Origin of the sequence: Lysobacter terrestris (assembly GCF_014489475.1) — a bacterium.
Taxonomy (GTDB): domain Bacteria; phylum Pseudomonadota; class Gammaproteobacteria; order Xanthomonadales; family Xanthomonadaceae; genus Agrilutibacter; species Agrilutibacter terrestris.
Genome location: NZ_CP060820.1, coordinates 565,603 through 585,235 on the forward strand (window position 1 = coordinate 565,603; position 19,633 = coordinate 585,235).

A 19,633-nucleotide genomic window follows, 5' to 3' on the forward strand; every position below is an offset into this window, starting at 1 on the left:
CACCCCGGGCTTTTCCCGCGAAAGGTCCGCAAGCCGGGAAAGACCAGATGGATAGCCGCAAGATCGAGCAGTTCGTGTCCGCCAAGTGGGACGAGGAAATCGTTCCGCAACTCGTCGAATACATCCGCATTCCCAACAAGTCGCCGATGTTCGACGCCGACTGGGTCAAGAACGGCTACATGGACGCCGCGGTCGCGCTGATGGAGAAGTGGGCGCGCGCGCAGACCGTCCCCGGCATGCAGCTGGAAGTCGTGCGCCTGGAAGGCCGCACGCCGCTGATCTTCATCGACATCCCCGCGTCCAACGGCGGTAGCAACGAGGATTGCGTGATCCTCTACGGCCACCTCGACAAGCAGCCCGAGATGACCGGCTGGGACGACGACCTCGGCCCGTGGAAGCCGGTGATCAAGGGCGACCGCCTGTACGGCCGCGGCGGCGCCGACGACGGCTACGCGATCTTCGGCTCGCTCACCGCGATCATGGCGCTGCAGCAGCAGGGCGTGGCGCATTCGCGTTGCGTGGTGCTGATCGAGGCCTGCGAGGAATCGGGCAGCTACGACCTGCCCGCCTACGTCGACCACCTCGCCGATCGCATCGGCAAGCCGTCGCTGGTCGTCTGCCTCGACTCGGGTTGCGGCAACTACGAACAGCTGTGGTGCACCACGTCGCTGCGCGGCCTGGCCGGCGGCAACTTCAGCGTGAAGGTGCTGGAGGAAGGCGTGCATTCGGGCGACGCCTCCGGCATCGTGCCGTCGAGCTTCCGCCTGATCCGCCAGCTGCTCTCGCGCATCGAGGACGAGCAGACCGGCCGCATCATCGTCGACGGCCTGCACGTCGAGATCCCGGAAGAACGCCAGGCGCAGGCGCAGGAAGCCGCGCGCGTACTGGATACCGCGATCTTCGACAAGTTCCCGCTGGTGGCCGGCCTCAAGCCGATGGCCGACGAACTCAACGAACTGGTGCTCAACCGCACCTGGCGCCCCGCGCTGTCGGTCACCGGCGTCGACGGCATGCCGCCGCTGTCGTCTGCGGGCAACGTGCTGCGTCCCTTCACCTCGGTGAAGCTGTCGCTGCGCCTGCCGCCGACGCTGGACGGCAAGAAGGCCGGCGACCTGCTCAAGCAGACGCTCGAAGCCAACCCGCCGAACAACGCGGAGGTCACGCTGGAACTGGAAAAGGCCAGCACCGGTTGGAACGCGCCGGCGATGTCGTCGTGGCTGTCCAACGCGATCGACACCGCGAGCCAGGAGTTCTTCGGCCAGCCGGCGATGTACATGGGCGAAGGCGGCACGATCCCGTTCATGGGCATGCTCGGCGAGAAGTTCCCGGGCGCGCAGTTCATGATCACCGGCGTGCTCGGTCCGCACAGCAACGCGCACGGCCCGAACGAGTTCCTGCACATCCCGATGGGCAAGCGCGTGACCGCGTCGGTCTCGCGCGTGATCGCCGAACACCACCTGGCGAGCCAGCGCGGCGAAACCCGCGGCGTGGCCGCAGTGGCCGGCGGCGAGCACCACGGCGACCACGGCTGCTGCTGATTGCCCGCGCTGTACTGAAAAAGCCCGGCCAACGCCGAGCTTTTTTCTTGCCCGGCCCGGGCGCCGCGCGTCCACGCTGCACCGCAGCGTGCCGGGCCGGGGCATGCCTGTAGGATGGCCCCGCCCCACACCAACCAGCGATTCAACAGGAGTACCTCCATGTTCGAAGGCGTCATTGGTTACATCATCGGCGGTGCGGTCATCGGCATCCTGGCCCGCTTCTTCAAGCCCGGCGCCGACCCGATGGGCTGGATCCTCACCATCCTGCTCGGCATCGCCGGCGCCCTGGTCGGCAGCCGGCTCGCGGCCATGCTCAACCTGACCGGCACGGTCATGGTCTGGGCCTGCGCAATTGTTGCGGCGATCGTCCTGCTGTTCCTGTACGAGACGATCCGCAAGAAGACCGCGAAAGCCGCCTGAGGCCAGCACGGACGCAAACAAAACCCCGGCGGATGCCGGGGTTTTGTTTTGGTGCCTGCCGCTGCGCCGACCGGTCAGTCGAGCAGGCGCGCGATCACCTGCTGCGCCAGTGCTTCCGGCGTTTCCTGCACGGTGTCGAGTACGAGTTCCGCGCGCTCGGGCGCTTCGTACGGCGAATCGATGCCGGTGAAGTTCGGAATCCGGCCCGCACGCGCCTTCGCATACAGGCCCTTCACGTCGCGCCGCTCGGCGACTTCCAGCGGGGTGTCGACGAACACTTCGACGAACTCACCCGGCTCGAACAGTTCACGCGCCATGCGCCGCTCCGCGCGGAACGGCGAGATGAAGCTCACCAGCACGATCAGGCCCGCATCGACCATCAGCCTGGCGACTTCGGCGACGCGGCGGATGTTCTCCACGCGGTCCTCGTCGGTGAAGCCCAGGTCCTTGTTGAGGCCGTGGCGCACGTTGTCGCCATCGAGGATGTAGCAGTGGTGGCCCATCGCGTGCAGGCGCTTCTCCACCAGGTTCGCGATCGTCGATTTGCCCGAGCCCGACAGGCCGGTGAACCACACGCAGCGCGGCGCCTGCGCCTTGCTGCGCGCGCGCGCGGCCTTGTCGACATCGACGTGCTGCCAGTGGATGTTGCCGGCGCGGCGCAGGGCGAAGTCGATCGTGCCGGCCGCCACGGTGGCGTTGGTCTGGCGGTCGATGAGGATGAAGCCGCCCAGCTCGCGGTTGTCGGCGTAGGCCTCGAAGGCGATGGCGTGGTCGAGGTACAGGTTGCAGTAGCCGACCTCGTTGAGCTCCAGGTGCTTGGCGGCCAGCTGTTCCTGCGTGTTGACGTCGACCTTGTGCTTGATCTCGGTGACGCTGGCGCTGACGGTACGCGTGCCGATCTTGAGCCAGTACGGACGGCCCGGCAGCAGGCGCTGCTCGCCCATCCACAGCACGTGCGCGGCGAACTGGTCGGCGACCTGCGGCGGTTGCTGCGCGGCGGCGATCACGTCGCCGCGGCTGATGTCGAGTTCGTCGGCCAGGGTCAGCGTGATCGCCTGCCCGGCGACACCTGTTTCCTGGTCGCCCTGCGCGCCGATCACGCGCACGACTTTCGAGCGCCGCCCCGACGGCAGCGCGACGATCTCGTCGCCCGGCTTCACCGCGCCGGCGGCTATGCTGCCGGCAAAACCGCGAAAGTCCTGGTTGGGCCGGTTCACCCACTGGATCGGCAGGCGGAAGCCGAGCGCCGCGCCGCGCGCACCGGGTTCGACGCTCTCAAGGTAGCCCAGCAGGCTCGTGCCCTGGTACCAGGGCGTATTCGGCGAACGCTGCAGCAGGTTGTCGCCCTTCAGCGCTGACAACGGGATGGCGGTGACGTGGTCGATGCCGAGTTGCTCGGCCAGTTCGCGATAGCCCGCGACGATCGCGTCGAACACCGCCTGGTCGTAGCCGACCAGGTCCATCTTGTTCACCGCCAGCACCACGTGGCGGATGCCCAGCAGCGAGACGATGTAGCTGTGCCGGCGCGTCTGCGTCAGCAGGCCCTTGCGCGCATCGACCAGCACCACGGCGACGTCGGCGGTCGACGCACCCGTGGCCATGTTGCGCGTGTACTGCTCGTGCCCGGGGCAGTCGGCGACGATGAACTTGCGCTTGTCGGTGCTGAAGAAACGGTAGGCGACGTCGATGGTGATGCCCTGCTCTCGCTCCGCGGCGAGGCCGTCGAGCAGCAGCGCGTAATCGATGTCGTCGCCCTGCGTGCCGTGGCGGCGGCTGTCCTTGTCGAGCGCGGCGAGCTGGTCTTCGAACAGGCCCTTGCTCTCGTACAGCAGGCGGCCGATCAGCGTGCTCTTGCCGTCGTCGACGCTGCCGCAGGTGATGAAGCGCAGCAGGCCCTTGGTCTCGTGCTGGTGCAGGTAGGCAGCGACGGCGGCCGCGGCGCTGGCGTTTTCCGCGCTCATCAGAAATAGCCCTCCTGCTTCTTCTTCTCCATCGACGCGGAGGGATCGTGGTCGATCACCCGGCCCTGGCGTTCGGACGTCGTGGCGACGAGCATCTCGGCGATGATCTTCTCCAGCGTGTCGGCATCGGACTCGATCGCGCCGGTGAGCGGATAGCAGCCCAGCGTGCGGAAGCGCACCTGCCTGTGTTCGGGCCTTTCACCCGCGCGCAGCGGCAGGCGCTCGTCGTCGACCATGAGCAAGGCACCGTCGCGTTCGACCACCGGGCGCTGCGCCGCGAAGTACAGCGACGGCACCGGGATCTTCTCGCGGTAGATGTACAGCCACACGTCCAGCTCGGTCCAATTGGAGATCGGGAACACGCGCACCGATTCGCCCTTGTGGATGCGGGTGTTGTAGAGACTCCACAGCTCCGGGCGCTGGTTCTTCGGGTCCCAGCGGTGCTGTTCGTTGCGGAAGGAGAAGATGCGCTCCTTCGCCCGCGACTTCTCCTCGTCGCGACGCGCACCGCCGATCGCGGCGTCGAAACCGAATTGGTCCAGCGCCTGCTTCAGCGCCTGCGTCTTCATCACGTCGGTGTGCACGGTCGCGCCGTGGCTGATCGGGCCGATGCCCTGCGCCACGCCGTCGGGGTTGGTGTGCACGTGCAGGGTGACGCCGGTTTCGGCGGCGCGGCGGTCGCGGAAGGCGATCATCTCGCGGAACTTCCAGCCGGTATCGACGTGCAGCAGCGGGATCGGCGGCTTGCCCGGCGCGAAGGCCTTGCCCAGCAGGTGCAGCAGCACCGAGCTGTCCTTGCCGACCGAATACAGCATCACCGGGTTGCGGAAGCCGGCGGCGACTTCGCGCAGGATGTGGATGCTCTCCGCCTCGAGGCGGTCGAGGTGGCTGAGGGCCTGCGGGCCCAGGGCAGTCGGGGCACTCGGATTCGGGGGCAACGGGTTCAAGAGCGGCAGTGACATCGGCTGGAGGGGCGCGCAACTGGCGCCATCGTACGCAAATCGGGGCGGGATGCCCGACCGGGGACGCAGTATGGCCAGAAGCGGGCGAGCGGTAGATGCAGGCTCGGCATAAGCGCATAGCGCGAAGTCCTTTCTCGCCGCGCGCAGGCCTAACTAGCCTCGCAGCATCGATCCACTCCCGAGCTGCACGATGTCCGCTTCGCCCGCCCCCGCCCCCGCTTCGACCGGCACGCTCGGCCTGGTCGCGCCGCCGTCCCTGCTTTCGCAGGAGCAGGCGGCGCTGCTCGAGCAGTTGACCGGCGGCCTCGACGGCGCCGGCCTGTGGTGGGTGTCGGGCTATGCCGCGGGCCTGGCGCGTTCGCAGTCATTGCCCGCATCGCGACCTGCGGCCGTGCCGGCGATGGAGGCGCAGGCCGCGGCGCGCCTGACCATCGTCTACGGCAGCCAGACCGGCAACGCCAGGCGCCTTGCCGAACAGCTCGCGCAGCAGGTCGAAGCCGCCGGCCTGGGCGCGCGCCTGGTCCGCGCCGACGCCTACGCCACGCGCGAGCTCAAGAACGAACGCCACCTCGCCATCGTCATCAGCACCCAGGGCGACGGCGATCCGCCGGACGACGCACGCGGCTTCGTCGAGTTCATCGCCGGCAAGCGCGCGCCCCAGCTGCCGGACCTGCGCTATGCCGTGCTGGCGCTGGGCGATTCCAGCTACCCGCAGTTCTGCGCGATCGGCCGGCGCCTGGACGAACGCCTGGCCGAACTCGGCGCGCAGCGCTGGTTCGCGCGCGGCGAAGCCGATCTCGACATCGACACGGTCGCCACGCCGTGGCTGGCCAGCGCGCTCGCCGCGGCGAAGGAAGCACTGAAGCCGCAGGCACCGCTGGCGACGGTCACCCCGCTGCGCCCGCTGGCGAGCGCGGTGAGCCTGTACACGCGCGACAACCCGTTCCACGCCGAGCTGCTGGTCAACCAGCGCATCACCGGCCGCGGCAGCGAGAAAGTGGCTTCAAATAAGGACATCCGTCACTTCGAGCTGTCGCTGGCAGGTTCGGGCCTGCACTACGAACCCGGCGACGCGCTGGGCGTGTGGCCGGTGAATCCGCCGCGCCTGGTCGAGGCCGTGCTGGCGACGCTGGAACTCGACGGCGCGCAGGCGGTGACCCACGGCGCACAGACGCTGCCGTTGCGCGAATGGCTGTCGCACCGGCGCGAACTCACGCGCCTGTCGCGGCCGTTCGTGGCGACGCACGCGGCGCACGCGCAGAGCGCGGTGCTCAACGCCCTGCTGGCGCCCGATCGTGCGGCCGATTTCACAAAGTTGCTGGCCGAGAACCAGGTGATCGACCTGCTCCTGGCGCACCCGGCGGCCTGGAGCGGCGAGGAACTGGTGGCTGCGTTGCGTCCGCTCGCGCCGCGGCTGTATTCGATCGCCTCCAGCACGCGTGCCGTCGGCGCGGAGGAAGTCCACCTCACCGTGGCACACATCGAATACGAAGCCGCCGGCGGCCACACCGACGAGCGCCTACGTTGGGGCGCGGCCTCCAGCTTCCTGGCGCGCACGGCCGAGGGCGGCAAGGTGCCGGTCTTCATCGAGCCCAACGAGCGCTTCCGCGTGCCGAAGGACGGGACGCGCGACGTCATCCTGGTCGGTCCGGGCACTGGCGTCGCGCCGTTCCGCGGCTTCGTGCAGGAGCGTGCCGCCACCGGCGCCAGCGGCCGCAACTGGCTGTTCTTCGGCAACCCGCACGCACGCAGCGATTTCCTCTACCAGCTCGAATGGCAGGACGCGCTCAAGCGTGGCGAACTGCACCGTCTCGACCTCGCCTTCTCGCGCGACCAGGCGCACAAGGTGTACGTGCAGGATCGCCTGCGCGAACACGGCGCCGAGGTATTCGCCTGGCTGGAAGGCGGCGCCCACGTCTACGTCTGCGGCGACGCGACGCGCATGGCCAAGGACGTGCACGCGGCGTTGTTGCAGATCATCGCCACGCACGGCGGCAGGTCGGCCGATGACGCCAACGATTACCTCAACGACCTGCAGGCGCAGGGCCGCTATTCGCGGGATGTGTACTGATGAATTTCTCAACCACAGTAGCCCGGGTAAGCGAAGCGCACCCGGGACCGACCGTCCAAGAGTCCCCGGGTGCGGCGTCCGGCCTTACCCGGGCTACGGAGGTGCGGCCGTGAGCGCGCATTCCGTCGAAGACATCAAGAAATCCAGCGCCCGCCTGCGCGGCACGCTGCTGGAATCACTCGCCAATCCGGTCACCGGCGCGCTGGCCGACGACGACCAGACCCTGATCAAGTACCACGGCAGCTACCAGCAGGACGACCGCGACCTGCGCGAGGAACGCCGCCAGCAGAAGCTGGAGCCGGCCTGGCAGTTCATGATCCGCACGCGCACGCCGGGCGGCGTGGTGTCGCCGGAGCAATGGCTCAAGCTGGATCGCATCGCCACCACCTACGCCGAGCGCGGCCTGCGCATCACCACGCGCCAGGCGTTCCAGTTCCATGGCGTGATCAAGCGCGAGCTGAAGGCGACGATGGCCGCGATCAACGCCGCGCTGATCGACACGCTCGCCGCGTGCGGCGACGTCAACCGTAACGTCGCGGTTTCAGCCAACCCGCACGAATCGGCAGCGCATGCATTCGTGCATGCGCAGGCCGCGGCGTTGTCGAACCATCTGCTGCCCAACACCCGCGCCTACTACGAGATCTGGCTCGACGAGGAGCGCGTCGCCGGCAGCGGCGAGGAAGAAGACCGCATCTACGGCGACGCCTACCTGCCGCGCAAGTTCAAGATCGGCTTCGCGATCCCGCCGTACAACGACGTCGATGTGTTCGCGCAGGACTTGGGGTTCATCGCCATCATCGAAGCCGGCAAAGTCGTCGGCTACAACGTCAGCGTCGGCGGCGGCATGGGCGCGACCCATGGCGACGCGGAAACCTACCCCCGACTCGCCGACGTGATCGGCTTCATCACCCCGGACCAGCTCGGCGCCGTCGCCGAAGCCGTGGTCACCACCCAGCGCGACTGGGGCAACCGCGTGGTGCGCAAGCGCGCGCGGCTGAAGTACACCATCGACGACCGCGGTCTCGACGCCTTCAAGGCCGAAGTCGAACGCCGCGCCGGCTTCTCCCTGCCCGCGGCACGCCGCTTCGATTTCGTCCACAACGGCGACCGCTTCGGCTGGACCCGGACTGACAACGGCGCGGGCGACAACGGACTGTGGCACCTGACGCTGCGCATCGTTGCCGGCCGCATCCAGGATCGCGAACAGCCGCACCTGACCGGCCTGCGCGAAATCGCCAAGGCGCTGCTGCCCTTCGATGGCGGCGCCAGCGCACCGGAATTCCGCATGACCGCGAACCAGAACCTGGTCATCGCCAACATTCCCGCCGAACAACGTGCGCACATTGATTCGCTCGTCGCCTCGCATGGCCTCGGCGAGCACGTGCAGGCCTCGCCGGTGCGCCGCAATGCCATCGCCTGCGTGGCGTTGCCGACCTGCGGCCTGGCGATGGCGGAGGCCGAGCGCTACCTGCCCGACTTCCTCACCCGCATCGAAGAGCTGCTCGACACGCACGCACTGCGCGACCAACCGATCAACATCCGCCTCAGCGGTTGCCCCAACGGCTGCTCGCGGCCGTACCTCGGCGAGATCGCGCTCGTGGGCAAGGCGCCGGGGCGCTACAACCTGATGCTCGGCGCCTCGCACAAAGGCACCCGCCTCAACACCCTGTATCGCGAAAACATCGATGAAGCAGCGATCATCAAAGCGCTCGATCCGTTGTTCGCGCAATACGCCTCCGGCCGCGAAGCCGGCGAACACTTCGGCGACTTCCTCGTGCGTACGGGCGTGGTCGTGAGCAAGTCACTGCAACTGGAACTGGTCGCATGAGCCCGCCCGATCCCATCACCGCCGCCGAGTCGCCGCGCTCGCTGGACGAACTCAACCAATGGCTGGCGACGCGTTCCGCCGAGGAACGCGTGGCCTGGGGCCTGGCGAACCTCGCCGGCGGGCACGCGCTGTCGTCGAGCTTCGGCGCGCAGGCGGCGGTGTCGCTGCATCTGGTCACGCGGCAGAAGGCGGACATCCCGGTGGTCCTGGTCGACACCGGCTACCTGTTTCCGGAGACGTACCGCTTCGTCGACGAGCTCACCGAACGGCTGGCGCTGAACCTCAAGGTCTATCGCCCGCAGATCGGCATCGCCTGGATGGAGGCGCGCTTCGGCAAGCTGTGGGAACAGGGCGTGGATGGCATCGAGCGCTACAACCGCCTGCGCAAGGTCGAGCCGATGCAGCGCGCGCTGCGCGAACTCGGCGCGCGCACGTGGATCTCCGGCATCCGCCGTTCGCAGTCGCGCAGCCGTGCGCAGACGCCGTTCCTGCAGCTGCACGACGGCCGCTGGAAACTGCACCCGCTCGCAGACTGGAGCGACCGCGACGTGTGGACCTATCTGCAGAAGCACGACCTGCCCTACCACCCGCTCTGGCACGACGGCTACGTCTCGATCGGCGACGTGCACACCACGCGCCGGCTGGAAGCGGGCATGAGCGAGGAGGACACGCGCTACTTCGGGCTGAAGCGCGAGTGCGGGTTGCACGAGGAGTGGGACAACCATCGCGCCGCGTGAGGCACCTCACTCTTGGCCGACGGACCTATCCCTCTCCCCGCTTGCGGGGAGAGGGTGGCGAAGCCGGGTGAGGGGGAGGCCGGAGCCGAGCGATTTCGGTGGTTGTGACGTGTCGAGTGCGGGCACCTTCCCTGGCACTCGACACTTGGCTACCACGTCTGGATCGCGGCGCCGTTGGCCCCTCATCCGCCCTTCCCTCAGCGGCCTGCCGGCCGCTTCGACCTTCTCCCCGCTGAAGCGGGGAGAAGGAACAAATCACGCCGTCTGGCTCACGCCGCCTGGCTGAGCGCCTCGCTCAACTCGGACCAGCTCGGCGGTTGCGGCCAGTCGGGCTCCTGGTTGCCGGCGAGTACGCGCTGCAGGTCGCGCTGGTCGATCTGCGGCGCCAGCGCGTGCAGCAGTTCGATGGTGTAGTCGCGCAGCACGCGTTCGCGCGGCAGCACGGCCCAGGCGATGCACTCGGGAATCGCGGCCGGCGCGGGTAGCGCGACGAGGTCGGTGTCTTCGCGCGCGTTCACCGCCATCTCCGCGAGCAGGCCGACGCCGAGGCCGGAACGCACGTAGGTCTTGATCAGGTCCGCGTCGCGCGCGGTCATCGACAGCTGCGGCTCCAGGCCGGCGGTCGCGAAGGCGCGGCGCAATGACGACTCCGGACGCGTCGAGGATTCGTAGCTGACCAGCGGCTGCGTGGCGAGCTGCGCCAGGGTCGGTGCGGCGCCATTGCGCGCCAGCGCATGCGCGCGCGGCACCAGCACCACGCGCTTCCAGCGGAACAACGGCACGGCGATGCCGCCGGCCGGCGCTTCGCCCGCAGTGCTGATCAGGGCGAAATCGGATTCGCCGCGGGCCAGCAGGTCGAGCACGTCGCCCTCGGAACTAGGTAGCAGGTGCACGCTCACGCGCGGATAGGTCTGGCGCAGCTGGGCGATCGCCGGCGGCAGGACGAAACGGGCCTGCGTATGGGTGGTGGCGAGCACCAGGCGACCGTGGCCATCGCGGCGCTGGTTGGCGGCGTAGGAACGGATGTTGGCGGCTTCGGCGAGCAGGCGACGCGCATGCGCGAGGACCTGGGTACCGCCGGGGGTGATGCTTTCGAGACTGCGGCCCTTGCGTGCGAACAGCAGGAAACCGAGTTCTTCCTCGAGCTGCTTGAGCTGCTTGGACAGGCCGGGCTGGGTGGCGTGGACGCGCTCGGCAGCGAGGGTGATGTTGAGGCCGGAATCGGCGATGGCGGCGAAATAGCGGAGCTGCGTCAGGGTCATGGCGGCGTCTGGGGTCGGTCGGGTTGCGGGGCGGGGGCGGCGGCCGTGGCTACGGTGGAAATGAGCGAGTGACACCAGGTAAACATCGTGGATTTCATTTTAGTTATCTCTTTATGCGGATGAACGGATAAACCATAACGGTAGAAGCGGGGGCGTGTCCAGCGCTGGTCATGCCCTGGGGGCATGAAGCCACAGCCGGCGGTCATTTCCGCCGCTCCGGCCACAACGCTAGGTTGCGCAAACGCCCCCAGTCCAGTGTCCGCCATGTCCGCGCCTCCCCTCTTCCCGCTGTTCACCCAGCTCGCCGGCCGCGCCGTGCTGGTGGTCGGCGGTGGCGCCGTGGCCCGACGCAAGGTGCTGGCGCTGCTGCCCACGCAGGCACGGATCCGGCTCGGCGCCACCGAGGTCGAACCTGAACTGGCCGAACTCGCCCGCGCCGGCCGCATCGAGCTGATCCGTGGCGCCTTCACCCCAGCATGGCTGGACGGCGCCTGGCTGGTCATCGCCGCCACCGACGATCCGCAGGTCAACCGCGCCGTGGCCGCCGCGGCCGAGGCGCGGCGGGTCTGGGCGAACGTCGTCGACGACGCGGAGCTGTCCAGCGTCCACCTGCCCGCGCGGGTCGAGCGCGGCCCGGTGCAGATCGCGATTTCCAGCGGCGGCGGCGCGCCGATGCTGGCCCGCCACCTGCGCGAGCAGCTGGAATCCCGCTTCGACGAATCGCTCGGCGCGCTGGCCGACCTGCTCAGCCAGGCCCGCGAGCGCATCCGCACGCGCCTGCCCGAATTGGCCGCACGCCGGCGCTTCTTCGACCGCGTGCTGCAGGGGCCGATCCCCGCGCTGCTGCGGCAGGGCGACACCGCGAAGGCGCGGCGCGAGTTCATCGCCGCCCTGGAGCAGCCCCAGCTGCCGCCGTCGGGCAGCGTCGCGCTGGTCGGCGCCGGCCCCGGCGATCCGGGCCTGCTGACCCTGCGGGCGCTGCGCGTGCTCAACGAAGCCGACGTGGTCCTGCACGACCGCCTGGTCAGCGCCGAGGTGCTCGCATTGGCGCGGCGCGACGCGGAGTTCATCGAAGTCGGCAAGCAGGTCGGCGGCGACCACCACGCCACCCAGGAACGCATCCACCGCCTGCTGGTCGAACACGCCCGCCTCGGCAAGCGCGTGGTGCGGCTCAAGGGCGGCGATCCGTTCGTGTTCGGCCGCGGCGGCGAGGAACTGGAGGCGCTGCGCGCGCATAGCATCGATTTCGAAGTCGTGCCCGGCATCACCGCGGCGATCGCCTGCGGCGCGTATGCCGGCATCCCGCTGACCCACCGCGACCACGCGCAGTCGGTGCGCTTCATCACCGCGCACACGCGCGACGACGACGCCTGCGACTGGGCCGCGCTGGCGCAGGAGAAGCAGACGCTCGCGTTCTACATGGGCGTGGCGGGCCTGGAGCGCATCCGCGATCGCCTGCTGGCCCACGGCCGCGCCGCGAGCACGCCGTTCGCGCTGATCGAGAACGGCACGCGACCTGAACAGCGGGTGGTGCTGGGCACCTTGGCCGATCTGCCCGAAACAGCACGTTTTTACTGCGTGGGCGCGCCGGCCTTGCTGGTCATCGGCGAGGTCGCCGCGCTCGCGGCGAGCCTGCACTGGTTCGGTAGCGAACCCTTAACGGCAGCGGGCGCAGGATGCAGTCCGCTCGCGAATCTTGCGCAGGCCGCCTGATTCCCCCACTCCGAGTACAGATCCCCAATGACCATCTACAACAGCATCCTCGACACCATCGGCTCCACGCCCATCGTGAAGCTGCATCGCATCGCGCCCGCGCACGTCACCCTGTACGCGAAGAACGAGGCCTTCAATCCCGGCGGCTCGGTCAAGGACCGCCTCGCCCTGGCCATCGTCCTCGACGCCGAACAGAAGGGCCTGCTCAAGCCGGGCCAGACGATCATCGAGGCGACTTCAGGCAACACCGGCATCGCGCTGGCGATGGTGGCCGCCGCGCGCGGTTATCCGTTCGTGGCGGTGATGTCGGATTCCTTCTCCATCGAACGCCGCAAGCTGATGCGCGCCTTCGGCGCGAAGGTGATCCTCACCCCCGCCGCCGAACGCGGCAGCGGCATGGTGCGCCGGGCGAACGAATTGGCGCAGAAGCACGGCTGGTTCCTCGCGCGCCAGTTCGAGAACGAAGCCAACCCGGCCTACCACCGCAGCACCACCGGCCCGGAAATCCTGCGCGACTTCGCCGGCCAGCGCCTGGACTATTTCGTCAGCGGCTGGGGCACCGGCGGCACGATCACTGGAGCCGGCGAAGTGCTCAAGCTCGCGCGTCCGGGCATCAAGGTGATCGCCAGCGAACCGGCCGGCGCCGCGCTGCTGTCCGGCCAGGAATGGAAACCGCACAAGATCCAGGGCTGGACCCCGGACTTCCTGCCCGCGGTGCTCAGCCGCACGATCGCCGACGAGATCCTGCCGATCGACGAAGTGGTGGCCCGCGACACCGCGCGCCGCCTCGCCGCCGAGGAAGGCGTGTTCGTGGGCATTTCCGCCGGCGCCACCGTCGCGGCGGCCCTGCAGGTGGCCGAGCGCGCACCGGAAGGCTCGGTGCTGCTGGCGATGCTGCCGGATACCGGCGAACGCTATCTGTCGACCTTCCTGTTCGAAGGCGTGAGCGAAGGCTCCGACGACGAATGGCTGGCGTCGCTGGAGGCGCAAGCCGCCGCGGCCTGAGCGTTCGGCTGGTGTAGCCCGGGTAAGCGCAAGCGCACACGGGCTCCACCGACATGAGCCCGCTATCAGGCGGTAGTGCGCCGGGGCCGGGACACGCACCAACGTCGCAGCGATCACTCGGCCGTGCGGTTACTCTTCGCGTCCATCTCCACGCGACGCCCGCATGACCGCTTCCGACTCCATCGACCGCGAAACCGCCCGCACCGCCTGGACGCGCGCCGCCACCGGCGATGCCGGCCTGCAGCTGCAGCGCGCGTCCGTCGACGCCGGCTTCCGCAGCTACTGGCGCGCGCAGACCGATGCCGGCAGTCGCATCGTGATGGATTCGCCGCCGGAGCTGGAGGACGTGCGGCCGTGGCTGCGCATCCGCGACCTGCTCGAAGCCGGCGGCGTGCGCGTGCCGCAGGTGCTGGTGCAGGACGTCGACGCCGGCTTCCTGCTGCTGGAAGACCTCGGCGGCCCGACGCTCGCGCAGGTGATCGACGCGGACAACGCCGACGCGCACTTCGATGCGGCGATCACGCAGTTGCTGAAACTGCAGCAGATCGCACCGCCGCAGGACATGGCCGTATTCGGCGAGGCGCTGCTGCAACGCGACGCCGGCCTGTTCGAGGAATGGTTCCTGCGCCGCCACCTCGGCCTCGAACTCGATTGCGGCGAAGCCGAGCAGTTGCAGCTGGTGCAACGCCGGCTGATGGACAACGCGCTGGCGCAGCCGCGCGTGCTGACCCATCGCGACTTCATGCCGCGCAACCTGATGCCGGTGGCCGACGGCCCGGCGGTACTGGATTTCCAGGACTGCGTGGCCGGCCCGATCGCCTACGACCCGGTGAGCCTGTTCAAGGACGCTTTCCTCAGCTGGCCGCTGGCGCGCGTCGACGGCTGGCTCGCGCGCTACCACGCGCGCGCGCTCGAGGCCGGCTTGCCGGTGCCGCCGCGGGAACAGTTCCTGCGCGACGCCGACTTCATCGGCGTGCAGCGCCACCTCAAGGTGCTCGGCATCTTCGCGCGCCTGCATTACCGCGACGGCAAGCCGAAGTACCTGCTGGATGCACCGCGCTTCATCGCCTACCTCGATGAAGTCCTGCCGCGCCATCCGCAGCTGGCGCCGCTGCGCGAACTGCTCGATGCACGCATCCGCCCGGCGCTGCAGCGGAGCGCCGCATGAAGGCCCTGATCTTCGCAGCCGGCCTGGGCGAACGCATGCGCCCGCTGACCGACCACACGCCCAAGCCGTTGCTGTCCGTCGGCGGCAAGCGCTTGATCGCCTGGCACCTAGAGAAGCTCGCCGCGATCGGCGTGCGCGAGGTGGTGGTCAACACCAGCTGGCTGGCGCCGCAGTTCCCGGCGACGCTCGGCGACGGCAGCGACTGGGGCCTGCGCCTGCACTATTCCTTTGAGGGCCCGCGTCCGCTGGAAACCGGCGGCGGCATGCTGCATGCGCTGCCGCTGCTCGGCGATGCGCCGTTCCTGCTGGTCAACGGCGACGTCTGGACCGACTACGACTTCGCCCGCCTGCCGCGCGAGCCCGCCGGCCTGGCGCACCTGGTGATGGTCGATCGTCCCGTGCAGGCGACGCAGGGCGACTTCGCCCTCGCTGCCGATGGCCTGGTGCGCAGCGACGGCGAGCATCGGCTGACCTACGCCGGCATCGGCATGTACCGCCCGCAACTGCTCGATGGCTGGCGTGCGCGTACGCACGACGACGGTGCCGGCGAAACACCGCCGCGCTTCCGCCTCGCCCCGATCCTGCGCGCGTTCATGGGCGAGGGCCGGATCACCGGCGAGCACCACCGCGGCCGCTGGACCGATGTCGGCACGCCGCAGCGACTAGCGCAGCTGGATGCGGAGCTTGTGCAAGCGGATCGCTAGGCGATCCCGGAAACGCCCTACAGATCCAGCGTCTGCCGCAGGAACGGCACGGTAAGACGGCGCTGCGCCGCCAGCGAAGCGCGGTCGAGCTGGTCGAGCAGCGCCGTGAGTCCGCCGAGGTCGCGTCCGACCCGCTTGAGCAACCAGTCCAGCGCGGCGTCCTCGACGATCAGGCCGCGACGCTGCGCGCGCTGCTGCAACACTTCGCGCCGGCCGTCGTCGTCCAGCGCCGCCAGGGTGATACGCGTGCACTGGCCCAGGCGCGAACACAGGTCCGGCAGGCTCAAACCGATCGCATCGGGAATGTCGCGCGCCGCATACAGCAACGCGACGCCGGCGGCACGCGCGCGGTTGTGCGCGTCGAACAGGGCGATCTCGTCGTCGCGCTGGCCGGCGATCGCGTCCAGTCCGTCCAGCGCGATCAGGTCGTTGCCTTCCAGCGCCTGCAGCGCGTCGCGCACACGCCCCGCCGCCGCTACCAGCGGCAGGTAGGCGGCGCGGCGGCCCATGTTTTCGGCGGCGGCGCAGCTCGCCAGCAGCAGGTGGGTCTTGCCGACGCCGGACGGCCCGGCCAGGTAGAGCGCATCACGCGTCGTGGACTTGGTGGCTGCGGCGGCGGCCGCACGCAGTTGTTCGAGCGCGCCCTCGGGGGCGCGGACGAACGTCTCCATGCGCTGGTCCGGCGGATAGCGCAACGCCAGCGGCAGTTGCGGCACCCCATGCACGCTGCGGCTCACTCCGGCTGGCGCTCCACCGCCCCGGTGGCCGCGGGTGCGGGCGCGGGTGCCGCAGCAGCAGCCACGGCTTCCACCGGCACGGCTTCCACCGGCGGCTCGCCTGCGTACAGGCGGCTGTGCGTGTAGCGCTGCTCGGCGTAACGCAGCAGCACGTTGGCGACCGCGGCCACCGGCAACGCCAGCAGCATGCCGAGGAAGCCGAACAGCTGCCCGCCAGCGAGCACGGCGAAGATCACCGCGGCCGGGTGCAGGCCGATGCGGTCGCCGACCAGCTTCGGCGTCAGCCAGTAGCTTTCGATCACCTGTCCGATGCCGAACACGATGAGCACACCGGCGACGTGTTCCCAGTCGCCGTACTGCACCAGCGCGGCGATGCAGCCCAGGATGATGCCGCTGGCCGGGCCGAGGTACGGCACGAACGTCAGCAGGCCGGCGATGATGCCGATCAGGATGCCCAGGTCGAGGCCGACGCCCCACAGGCCCAGGCCGTACATCACCCCGAGCACCACCATCACCAGGAACTGCCCGCGCAGGAACGCGCCGAGGACGTCGCTGGATTCGCGCGCGAGCCGCGACGCCGTGCCCAGGTAGGCGCGCGGGATCAGCGCGGCCACGCGCGCCACCAGCACGTCCCAGTCGCGCAGGAAGAAGAACGTCAGCACCGGCAGCAGCGCGATGTTGGCGACCAGCGCCAGGATGGCGAAGCCGGAACGCGACAGGTACCCCAGCAGCGTCGTCGCGATGCCGCCGGCGCGTTCCCAGTTGCTGCGGATGAGTTCGACCAGGTGGTTGAAATCGAGCCAGCCCGAAATCTCCATCCGCGTCTTGGCCTCGACCCACGGGATCGCGATCTGCAGCAACCAGTCACGGTAGCTCGGCAGCGACGCGATCAGCGTGGCGATCTGGCGCTCGATCAATGGCACCAGGAGCACCAGCACCAGGATCACCACCAGGGTCATCGCCGAGAACACCAGCGTGACCGCGGTATTGCGCGAACGGCCGGTGCGCTGCAGCCGGTCCACCAGCGGATCGCCGAGCCAACCCAGCATCGCCGCGACCACGAACGGGGTCAGCACCGGCGCCAGCAGCCACAGCAGCCACATCGCGCCCAGGCCGAGCGCGGTCCATTGCAGCCGGCGCAGGAAGCGCGCGATTTCGTCCAGGGACGTGTGCGATTCCATCAGCACGGCCCCATCAGCGCAGCCGGTACACGGTGGTGGCGTCGCCATCGTCGGCGACGACCACTCCGTCGCGGTCGGCCATGCGCTTGAAGCCCGACAGTCCCGAGGCGAGTTCGAGCGAGAAGGTCACGCTGTCGGCGCTGGCGCGCTGCGGGGTGATCCGGCGCACGATGGCCAGCTTGTCGAGGTAGCCGGCCAGGCGCATGTAGTCGTCGCTGCCGTGGATGCCGGTGAAGGTCACCGCATAGTCGCCCGGCGGGCCCGCCGTGCCGCGCTTGGCGTAGCGCTTGGTCAATGCGTCGGCGGCGCCGTCGGCGCCGGTGGCGATGATGCGGCGCGCGTCGGTGTCGGTGGTGCTCCAGCTCGACAGCACCTTGCCGTTGTCGACGAAGGTCCAGTCGGCCTTCCAGCCCGTGCCGCTGCGGTAGACCTTGCCGATCAGCTGCATCGGCGGCGAATAGCGCAGCGAGGCGCGCGCGACCGCGGCGCTGTCGCCGCGCCAGATCGCGCCGACCGTGGCCTGTTCGGCGGCGTTGCCGGATGGCAGGCCGAGGCCGTAGCCGCGCTCCTTGGCCCGGTTGAGCACCGATCGCGCCGCGTTCGCCTGCGGCAGGCCGACCAGGCGCGGCCCCTTGCCGTCGTCGATGCCCAGCCACAGCACCGGCTTCGGCCGCGGCAGCGGCCACACGGGCAGGCCAACGGTTGCGATCAGGTCGTCGACCTGTTCCGGGTCGAAGCGCACGACCAGCGTGGTGCCGAAGGTCGGCGCTCCGGTCGGGCCGACGCCTTCGTCCTGGCGGTAGTCGTAGCCCTTCACGTACTCCTTGGCCCGGCGCAGTTCCTGGCCGACACCCGGCTGGCCCGCGACGCTGCGCATGCCCGACAGCCGCGCCAGCACCGTCGACAGGCCGCGCGCGAAGCCGGTGTTGCGCTCGGCCTCGCCCTGTCCGTTGACGCTGACTTCGGCCTCGTAGGGCCCTTGCGCGCCGGCGCGATCGCCTTCCACGCGCTGCGCGGTGGCGGTGAAGCTCGCCAACAGCAACGCGGCCAGCCAGAACCCTCGAAATGCGCGAACCATTGCTGTCCCTGATGGGTAGAACCCGCGGAATGGTGCCGCAGCGGGGGAGATGAGTCCATGACGGTGGGCCGGGAACCCGCGGCTGGAGGCTGGAAAGCAGGGCCCTCGCGTTGCCCGGGATGACGAGCCCCACGCGCCCAGCCCCCAGTTTCCAGCCCCTGCCCTGCTAAAATTCCGGTTCTTCCGTACTGCACCGATCCCGTGACCCCGCCCCCAGTGAACAAGCCCACCCCGCTCACCTACCGTGACGCCGGCGTCGACATCGACGCGGGCAATGAAGTCGTCGAACGCATCAAGCCGGCGATCAAGCGGACCCTGCGTCCGGAAGTCCTGGGCGGCGGCATCGGCGGCTTCGGCGGCCTGTTCGACCTCACGGGCAAGTACAAGGAGCCGGTGATGGTGTCCGGCACCGACGGCGTGGGCACCAAGCTGATCCTCGCCAAGCAGCTGGGCCGCCACGACACCATCGGCCAGGACCTGGTCGCCATGTGCGTCAACGACGTGCTGGTGCAGGGCGCCGAGCCGCTGTTCTTCCTCGACTACTTCGCCACCGGCAAGCTCGACGTGGCCACCACGGTCGACGTGGTCGGCGGCATCGCCAAGGGTTGCGAGATCGCCGGCTGCGCGCTGATCGGCGGCGAGACCGCCGAGATGCCCGACATGTACCCGCCGGGCGAATACGACTTGGCCGGCTTCACCGTCGGCGCGGTCGAGAAGGCCCGCCTGATCGACGGCAGCAAGGTGCGCGAAGGCGACGTGCTGATCGGCATCGCCTCCAGCGGCCCGCATTCCAACGGCTATTCGCTGATCCGCAAGATCCTCGCCCGCGCCGGCGCCACGGCCGACAACGGCGGCCTCGACCTCGAGGTCGGCGGCGTGAAGCTGGCCGACGCGCTGATGGAGCCCACCCGCATCTACGTGAAGCCGGTGCTGGAGCTGCTGGCCAGGCACGACATCCACGCCATGGCCCACGTCACCGGCGGCGCATTGGTGGAGAAGATCATCCGCGTGGTGCCGCAGCCGCTCGGCCTGGAGATCGACACCGCATCGTGGCCGCTGCCGCCGGTGTTCGAATGGCTGCAGCGCGAAGGCAACGTGCCGCGCGAGGAAATGTGGCGCACCTTCAACTGCGGCATCGGCTTCGTGCTGATGGTCGCGCCGGGCGACGTCGCCGCGATCGATGCCGACCTCGACCGCCTCGGCCTCGCCCACTGGCAGATCGGCCGGGTCACGGCCGGCGCCGACGAGCGCCTGCGCATCTACTGAGC

The 19,633-nt window shown here is 69.4% G+C and carries 16 protein-coding genes; 10 read left to right on the forward strand and 6 right to left on the reverse strand.

The genetic code is table 11. The features are described 5' to 3' along the window. Positions 1–47 precede the first annotated feature (47 nt). Both H8B22_RS02685 and H8B22_RS02690 read left to right on the forward strand, forming a co-directional pair. Positions 48–1,538, forward strand: a complete 1,491-nt coding sequence (locus H8B22_RS02685) for a M20 family metallopeptidase (RefSeq protein WP_187712587.1) — start codon at positions 48–50, stop codon at positions 1,536–1,538. Between the two features lie 159 nt (positions 1,539–1,697). Next, positions 1,698–1,958, forward strand: coding sequence for a GlsB/YeaQ/YmgE family stress response membrane protein (locus H8B22_RS02690; RefSeq protein WP_187712588.1), 261 nt, complete (start codon positions 1,698–1,700; stop codon positions 1,956–1,958). A 74-nt stretch (positions 1,959–2,032) separates the two neighbouring features. Here the strand turns inward: H8B22_RS02690 and cysN are convergent, their stop codons facing one another. Continuing rightward, on the reverse strand, positions 2,033–3,919 hold the full coding sequence (cysN, locus tag H8B22_RS02695) for a sulfate adenylyltransferase subunit CysN (RefSeq protein ID WP_187712589.1): 1,887 nt from the start codon (positions 3,917–3,919) through the stop codon (positions 2,033–2,035). Then, positions 3,919–4,881 carry a sulfate adenylyltransferase subunit CysD gene (cysD, locus tag H8B22_RS02700; RefSeq protein ID WP_187712590.1) on the reverse strand — a complete coding sequence of 321 codons (963 nt, stop codon included), beginning with the start codon at positions 4,879–4,881 and terminating at the stop codon, positions 3,919–3,921. Before cysD ends, cysN begins: the two co-directional genes overlap by 1 nt. A gap of 190 nt (positions 4,882–5,071) precedes the next feature. Here cysD and H8B22_RS02705 point away from each other — a divergent pair, with 190 nt between their 5' ends. The 3 genes from H8B22_RS02705 (at position 5,072) to H8B22_RS02715 (ending at position 9,517) form a co-directional block, all read left to right on the forward strand. Further along, a complete protein-coding gene (locus H8B22_RS02705) occupies positions 5,072–6,952 on the forward strand; it encodes an assimilatory sulfite reductase (NADPH) flavoprotein subunit (RefSeq protein WP_187712591.1) in 1,881 nt (626 codons plus the stop codon). Between the two features lie 109 nt (positions 6,953–7,061). Next, a complete protein-coding gene (cysI, locus tag H8B22_RS02710) occupies positions 7,062–8,780 on the forward strand; it encodes an assimilatory sulfite reductase (NADPH) hemoprotein subunit (protein WP_225876258.1) in 1,719 nt (572 codons plus the stop codon). Next, the gene (locus H8B22_RS02715) at positions 8,777–9,517 is read left to right on the forward strand and encodes a phosphoadenylyl-sulfate reductase (protein ID WP_187712593.1); all 741 of its coding nucleotides are present in this window, start codon (positions 8,777–8,779) and stop codon (positions 9,515–9,517) included. Before cysI ends, H8B22_RS02715 begins: the two co-directional genes overlap by 4 nt. Before the next feature lie 269 nt (positions 9,518–9,786). Here H8B22_RS02715 and H8B22_RS02720 read toward each other — a convergent pair whose 3' ends face one another. Next, positions 9,787–10,779 (reverse strand): LysR family transcriptional regulator, encoded by a 993-nt coding sequence (locus H8B22_RS02720; protein ID WP_187712594.1) that lies wholly within the window; start codon positions 10,777–10,779, stop codon positions 9,787–9,789. Between the two features lie 264 nt (positions 10,780–11,043). On the opposite strand from H8B22_RS02720, the gene cysG reads away from it, so the two are divergent. The 4 genes from cysG to murU all read left to right on the forward strand — a co-directional run bounded on the left by cysG (position 11,044) and on the right by murU (position 15,369). Next, positions 11,044–12,492: a siroheme synthase CysG gene (gene cysG / locus H8B22_RS02725; protein ID WP_187712595.1), complete on the forward strand. Its 1,449-nt coding sequence runs from the start codon at positions 11,044–11,046 to the stop codon at positions 12,490–12,492. A 27-nt stretch (positions 12,493–12,519) separates the two neighbouring features. After that, positions 12,520–13,497 (forward strand): cysteine synthase A, encoded by a 978-nt coding sequence (gene cysK, locus H8B22_RS02730; RefSeq protein ID WP_187712596.1) that lies wholly within the window; start codon positions 12,520–12,522, stop codon positions 13,495–13,497. Between the two features lie 163 nt (positions 13,498–13,660). Continuing rightward, positions 13,661–14,665, forward strand: a complete 1,005-nt coding sequence (locus H8B22_RS02735; RefSeq protein WP_187712597.1) for an aminoglycoside phosphotransferase family protein — start codon at positions 13,661–13,663, stop codon at positions 14,663–14,665. After that, on the forward strand, positions 14,662–15,369 hold the full coding sequence (gene murU / locus H8B22_RS02740; RefSeq protein ID WP_187712598.1) for an N-acetylmuramate alpha-1-phosphate uridylyltransferase MurU: 708 nt from the start codon (positions 14,662–14,664) through the stop codon (positions 15,367–15,369). Before H8B22_RS02735 ends, murU begins: the two co-directional genes overlap by 4 nt. 17 nt (positions 15,370–15,386) lie before the next feature. Here murU and hda read toward each other — a convergent pair whose 3' ends face one another. From hda to H8B22_RS02755, 3 genes are read right to left on the reverse strand one after another with little or no spacing between them, the layout of a single operon-like run. Further along, entirely contained in the window at positions 15,387–16,106 is a 720-nt protein-coding gene (hda, locus tag H8B22_RS02745; RefSeq protein WP_225876259.1) for a DnaA regulatory inactivator Hda, read from the reverse strand. Continuing rightward, positions 16,103–17,287, reverse strand: coding sequence for an AI-2E family transporter (locus H8B22_RS02750; protein ID WP_187712599.1), 1,185 nt, complete (start codon positions 17,285–17,287; stop codon positions 16,103–16,105). Before H8B22_RS02750 ends, hda begins: the two co-directional genes overlap by 4 nt. 13 nt (positions 17,288–17,300) lie before the next feature. Beyond that, positions 17,301–18,365 carry a DUF2066 domain-containing protein gene (locus tag H8B22_RS02755; RefSeq protein WP_187712600.1) on the reverse strand — a complete coding sequence of 355 codons (1,065 nt, stop codon included), beginning with the start codon at positions 18,363–18,365 and terminating at the stop codon, positions 17,301–17,303. A 201-nt stretch (positions 18,366–18,566) separates the two neighbouring features. On the opposite strand from H8B22_RS02755, the gene purM reads away from it, so the two are divergent. Then, positions 18,567–19,631 carry a phosphoribosylformylglycinamidine cyclo-ligase gene (purM, locus tag H8B22_RS02760; RefSeq protein ID WP_187712601.1) on the forward strand — a complete coding sequence of 355 codons (1,065 nt, stop codon included), beginning with the start codon at positions 18,567–18,569 and terminating at the stop codon, positions 19,629–19,631. Positions 19,632–19,633 lie beyond the last annotated feature (2 nt).